At 53.5% G+C, this 4,812-nt stretch carries 6 protein-coding genes; all 6 read left to right on the top strand.

Annotation, left to right across the window (positions count from 1 at the left end):
* Nucleotides 1-8: 8 nt before the first annotated feature.
* The gene (gene obgE / locus HYU99_08120) at nt 9-1,007 is read left to right on the top strand and encodes a GTPase ObgE (GenBank protein ID MBI2340312.1); all 999 of its coding nucleotides are present in this window, start codon (nt 9-11) and stop codon (nt 1,005-1,007) included.
* Nucleotides 1,004-2,128: a glutamate 5-kinase gene (gene proB, locus HYU99_08115; GenBank protein ID MBI2340311.1), complete on the top strand. Its 1,125-nt coding sequence runs from the start codon at nt 1,004-1,006 to the stop codon at nt 2,126-2,128. Before obgE ends, proB begins: the two co-directional genes overlap by 4 nt.
* Complete coding sequence (locus HYU99_08110) at nt 2,125-3,378, top strand: glutamate-5-semialdehyde dehydrogenase (protein MBI2340310.1); 1,254 nt, start codon at nt 2,125-2,127, stop codon at nt 3,376-3,378. The genes proB and HYU99_08110 overlap by 4 nt, the downstream gene beginning before the upstream one ends.
* 1 nt (nt 3,379) lies before the next feature.
* Nucleotides 3,380-3,808 carry a ribosome silencing factor gene (gene rsfS / locus HYU99_08105; protein MBI2340309.1) on the top strand — a complete coding sequence of 143 codons (429 nt, stop codon included), beginning with the start codon at nt 3,380-3,382 and terminating at the stop codon, nt 3,806-3,808.
* Nucleotides 3,771-4,235 (top strand): 23S rRNA (pseudouridine(1915)-N(3))-methyltransferase RlmH, encoded by a 465-nt coding sequence (locus HYU99_08100; GenBank protein MBI2340308.1) that lies wholly within the window; start codon nt 3,771-3,773, stop codon nt 4,233-4,235. Before rsfS ends, HYU99_08100 begins: the two co-directional genes overlap by 38 nt.
* 207 nt (nt 4,236-4,442) lie before the next feature.
* Nucleotides 4,443-4,812 (top strand): hypothetical protein (locus HYU99_08095; protein ID MBI2340307.1); only part of this gene is annotated, 370 nt, incomplete at its 3' end.

The raw sequence follows: 4,812 nt of genomic DNA, 5'->3' as shown, positions 1-4,812 counted from the left end.
AGTAAACCTTGAAATTCATCGATGAAGCCAAGATTTTTGTGAAGGCCGGGGACGGCGGCAACGGCTGTGTCTCGTTCCGGCGCGAGAAGTATATCCCGCGCGGCGGCCCGAACGGCGGGGACGGGGGGCGCGGGGGGCATGTCATTTTTCAGGCCGATGCGAGTCTGACCACCCTCTATGATTTCAAATTCAAGAAACACCTGAAGGCAAAACGGGGGGAACATGGGCGGGGCTCGCAACAGGATGGAAAGGACGGTTCGGATATTGTGCTGAAGGTTCCCGTCGGGACGCTGATCCATGACGAAGAAACAGATGAATTGCTGGCCGATCTCGACAAACAAAACCAAACATGTGTCGCGGCACGCGGCGGCAGAGGGGGTCGGGGAAACGCCTTTTTCAAGTCGGCCACCCGGCAGGCGCCGCGGTTTGCCCAGCCGGGGGAGAAAGGGGAGGAACGGGCACTTCGTCTGGAGCTTAAACTTTTGGCTGATGTGGGTCTTGTAGGCCTGCCCAATGCGGGCAAGTCAACCCTCCTCTCGGTGATCTCGAAGGCGCGGCCGAAGATTGCCGACTATCCCTTTACCACCCTTGCGCCGAATCTTGGCGTGGCGATCTATCGGTCCTATCCTCCATTTACGGTGGCCGATATTCCGGGGCTCATTGAAGGGGCCCACAAAGGGACGGGATTGGGCGATAAATTTTTAAGGCACATCGAGCGGACAAAAATTATCTGTCATCTGGTGAGCCTGGGGCCTGATGAGCGAGAAACGCCGTGGGAACGCTTTTGCGTCGTGACGAAAGAGATGGAGAACTACGATCCTTCTTTCAGGAAACGAAAACAGGTCGTCTGCCTCACAAAATCCGACTTGCTCAAAGGGGAAGAAGATTCATATGATATCGCGCGAATTTTCAAAAAGAAGAAATATCCGATTTTTGTGATTTCGGCGGTGACCCGCGAGGGGGTAGGGGAGTTGCTGGAGCATTTGGCAAAGAGTTTAAGGCAATGAACGACCGTCAACGCATCGTCAAACACACCAGGCGCCTGGTGATAAAAATCGGCGGCAGTGTGCTGACCAATGACAAAGGGGTCAGAATAGCGCTGATTCAGGGGATTGCCCGGCAGGTGGCCTCTGTGCGCAAGGGAGGAATTGAAGTGGTTATTGTCTCCTCCGGGGCCATTGCCTGCGGGATGGGGGTTTTGAAATTAAAAAAAAGGCCGCACGAAATTCCCCAAAAGCAGGCCGTTGCGGCGATCGGTCAACCGGTCCTGGTTCGCCATTATTCCAATGCCTTTCAAAAGGCGGGCCTCCATGTGGCCCAAATTTTGTTGACACGCGACGATCTGAAAGACCGTCACCGTTTTTTGACCGCCAAGCATGCCTTTGCGGAGCTTTTTCGGTCGAAGGCGGTGCCGGTGGTGAATGAAAACGACTCGGTGGCGGTGGAGGAGATCCAGGTGGGGGACAACGACCAACTCTCGGCGCTGGTTTCCCATCTGGTGGATGCCGATCTGCTCCTGATTTTGACCGACATCGACGGTTTTTACGACAAAGATCCCCGCAAGTTTAAAGAGGCCCGGCGGATCGGCCTGGTGGAGAATGTCGATGAGGAGACATTCAAGTTTGCCGACGATACGCGGAGTGAAAAAAGCACCGGCGGGATGACCACAAAGCTGAAGGCGGCCTATCAGGCCGCCTTTTACGGTGTGCCGACGTGGGTTGTGGGAGGGGAGGATCCTAAAATCATCTCGAAAGTGATGGTGGGCGACGATGTAGGGACTCTGTTTCTGCCGCGCGCCGAGACACTCTCGAGCCGGAAATACTGGATCGGCTACACGCTTAAGGCGGTGGGAAAGATCGTCATCGACGAAGGGGCGGCGGCGGCATTGACGCAAAAAAAGAAGAGTCTCCTCCCCTCCGGCATCTTGGAGGTCGAGGGGGATTTTGATGTTGGCGATGCGGTGGAAATATTAAATCAGGCCGGCAAGCCGCTGGCGCGGGGTCTGGCCGGCTATCATTCGCGCGATATCGAAAAAATCAGGGGACAAAAAAGTACGGCGATCGAAAAAATTCTCGGCTATAAATATTATGATGAGGTGGTCAACCGGGATGATCTGGTGATTTTATGAACGCGACCTCGTTAATAAAATTAGGCGAAAAATGTAAAAAAGGGGCGGCCTCCCTCTTGACCCTCGACACCTCCGTCAAGAATGAGGCGCTCAAGGCGATGGCGGACGAACTGCGCTCCCGGGCGTCCGAAATAATCAGGGAGAATGCAAAAGACATCCATACAGCCGAAACAGGGGGGCTTAAAAAACATCTCATCGACCGCCTTCTTTTAAACGAAAAAAGAATCGACGAGATGGCGCAAGGCTTGGAAGAAGTGGCGGGGCTGACCGATCCGGTGGGAGAGACGGTATCGCAATGGGTCCGCCCCAACGGGCTTAAGGTCGCGCGGGTCCGGATTCCGCTTGGCGTCATCGGCGTGATTTATGAGTCGCGTCCGAATGTCACGGTGGATGCCGCAGGGCTCTGTTTCAAATCGGGAAACGCTGTTCTCCTTCGCGGCGGGTCGGAGGCGATCCATTCCAACCGGGCGCTTGGAAAAATTCTTCAGGATGTTTTAAAGAAAAAGGGGATTCCGCCGGAGGTGGTAACCGTTGTCCCTTCTCCCGATCGAACCCTTCTGAAGACACTGCTCAAGCTCGACGGCCTGATTGATCTCATCATTCCCCGTGGCGGTGAGGGGTTGATGAAATTTGTGGCGGAACATACCCGGATTCCGGTGGTGCGCCATGACAAGGGGGTTTGCAGTATCTTTGTGGACGAATCGGCTGATTGGGATATGGCCTTATCGATTGTCGAAAACGCCAAGGTCTCCCGCCCCGGCGTCTGCAATGCGGTGGAGAATGTCTTTGTCCACGAAAAAATCGCCGGATCGTTTCTCCCGTGTCTGGCGGATCATCTCAAAAGAAATGGAGTCGAACTTCGCGGCGACAAGAAAGCGTCTGCGATCGTCAAAGGAATGAAAAAGGCGACGGCGCACGACTGGACGACGGAATATCTCGATCTTATTCTCTCGGTCGGTATCGTAAGCCATATCGATGAGGCGATTGACCTCATTCGCCGCTACGGATCGAACCACACCGAGGCAATTGTCACCAAAAATCAGACGAATGCCGAAAAATTTGTGAAGAGTCTCGACTCATCGTGCGTGATGGTGAACGCCTCCACCCGTTTTAACGATGGAAACCAGCTGGGGCTGGGAGCGGAGATCGGCATCTCGACCACCAAGATCCACGCCTTCGGACCGATGGGGTTGGCCGAGCTGACAACAACGAAATTCGTGGTGCATGGAGAGGGACAGATCAGGAACTGAAATGTCAAATGTCAAAACTCAAAGTTCAAAAATAAAGAATACCATTTTAGACCTCGCGCGCGTTATCCACGATGCGGTGGAGGACACGAAGGCAATCGATCCCGTCGTCCTCGATTTGCGCAAAAAGGCCGCTTACGCTGATTACCTGCTCATCTGTAGCGGTGCAAGCTGTCGGCAGGTTCAGGCGATTGCCGACAACGTCGAAGAGGCGGTAAAAAAGAAACTCAACCGGCACTGCCGCGGCACCGAGGGCTACCAGCAGGGGACTTGGGTGCTCCTGGATTACGGCGATGTGGTCTGTCACACATTTCTCGAAGAGGCCCGTGATTTTTATCAGCTCGAAAATTTGTGGCACGACGCCAAACGGGTAAATCTCAACCGGAAGAAAACAGATGCCTCCCCTAAACATCCTCGCCGTCGGAAAGGTTAAAGACAAGGCCTCGCGGGAACTGGAAGAGAAATATCAGGAGCGTCTTTCCCATTACGTCCGCATCTCGATCCGATGCGTCAAAGATTCTCCCGCCGCCGACCCCGGTCAAAGGAGAAAGGAAGAGGCGCAAAGTCTTTTGTCCGCCGTGGCGGATTCCGATTATCTTGTCGTGCTGGACAGGGAAGGAGAGACGGTCACCTCCGAGGGATTGGCCCGCGAATTGCAAGCGCTGACCAACCGGTCGGTTCGAAACATCGTTTTTGTCATCGGCGGAGCCTACGGTCTCGATGACCCCGTTCGCCAAAGGGCCAATCGCATCCTTTCCCTCTCCGCGTTGACTTTCCCGCACGAGTTGGCTAGGGTCATCCTTCTTGAGCAGTTGTACCGCGCCTATACGATCCTTCGCGGGGAAAAATATCATCACTAAAATCCCCCCATTCCCCCCTTTGTCCCAAGGGGACCCTTTCGGGTCAAAGAGGGGTGAGGGGGGATTTTGAATCAAATTGAAACCACTTGCTTTTGGGGATCGCTTACGAAAAATTCCGGGTTTGATTTGCAAATGATTGATAGTATGTTTTGAATCCGCGATGGTGGAAAAATTATCTAACAGTTTGTTAGATTTCGAGAAACGAGAATGAGCAAACTTTTGGCGGAAGAAGAGTTAGACCGCAACTATTACGAACAGTACGTGAAGAAGAATCGCGTCTTCATCCTTGGAGCTGGATTTTCTGTTGCCGCAGGAGTGCCGCTAACTGCGTCACTGCTTGATAAAACCATGAAAAAGTTCTCGGCCGAATGCCCGGGCATTTTTTCGCGTGTCGATGGCTACGCAAAAGAAAGTGCAGAGAACATTGATGGGGAAGTAGATGTAGAGATTTACCATACGCCAGCGTTGCTGAAGTACGGAACATGGAGTCATTATTCACCCCTTGGGGAAGTTGAGCCATTTCTTGTGCTTCCTGGGTATGGCAAGGCGTTTGACGTTCGCTCTAATGCTGTTCTCT

The organism is Deltaproteobacteria bacterium (genome assembly GCA_016183175.1).
Lineage (GTDB): Bacteria > UBA10199 > UBA10199 > UBA10199 > SBBF01 > JACPFC01.
The sequence above is the reverse complement of the archived record's forward strand: the minus strand, read 5'-3'. Positions and strand labels throughout refer to the sequence as shown.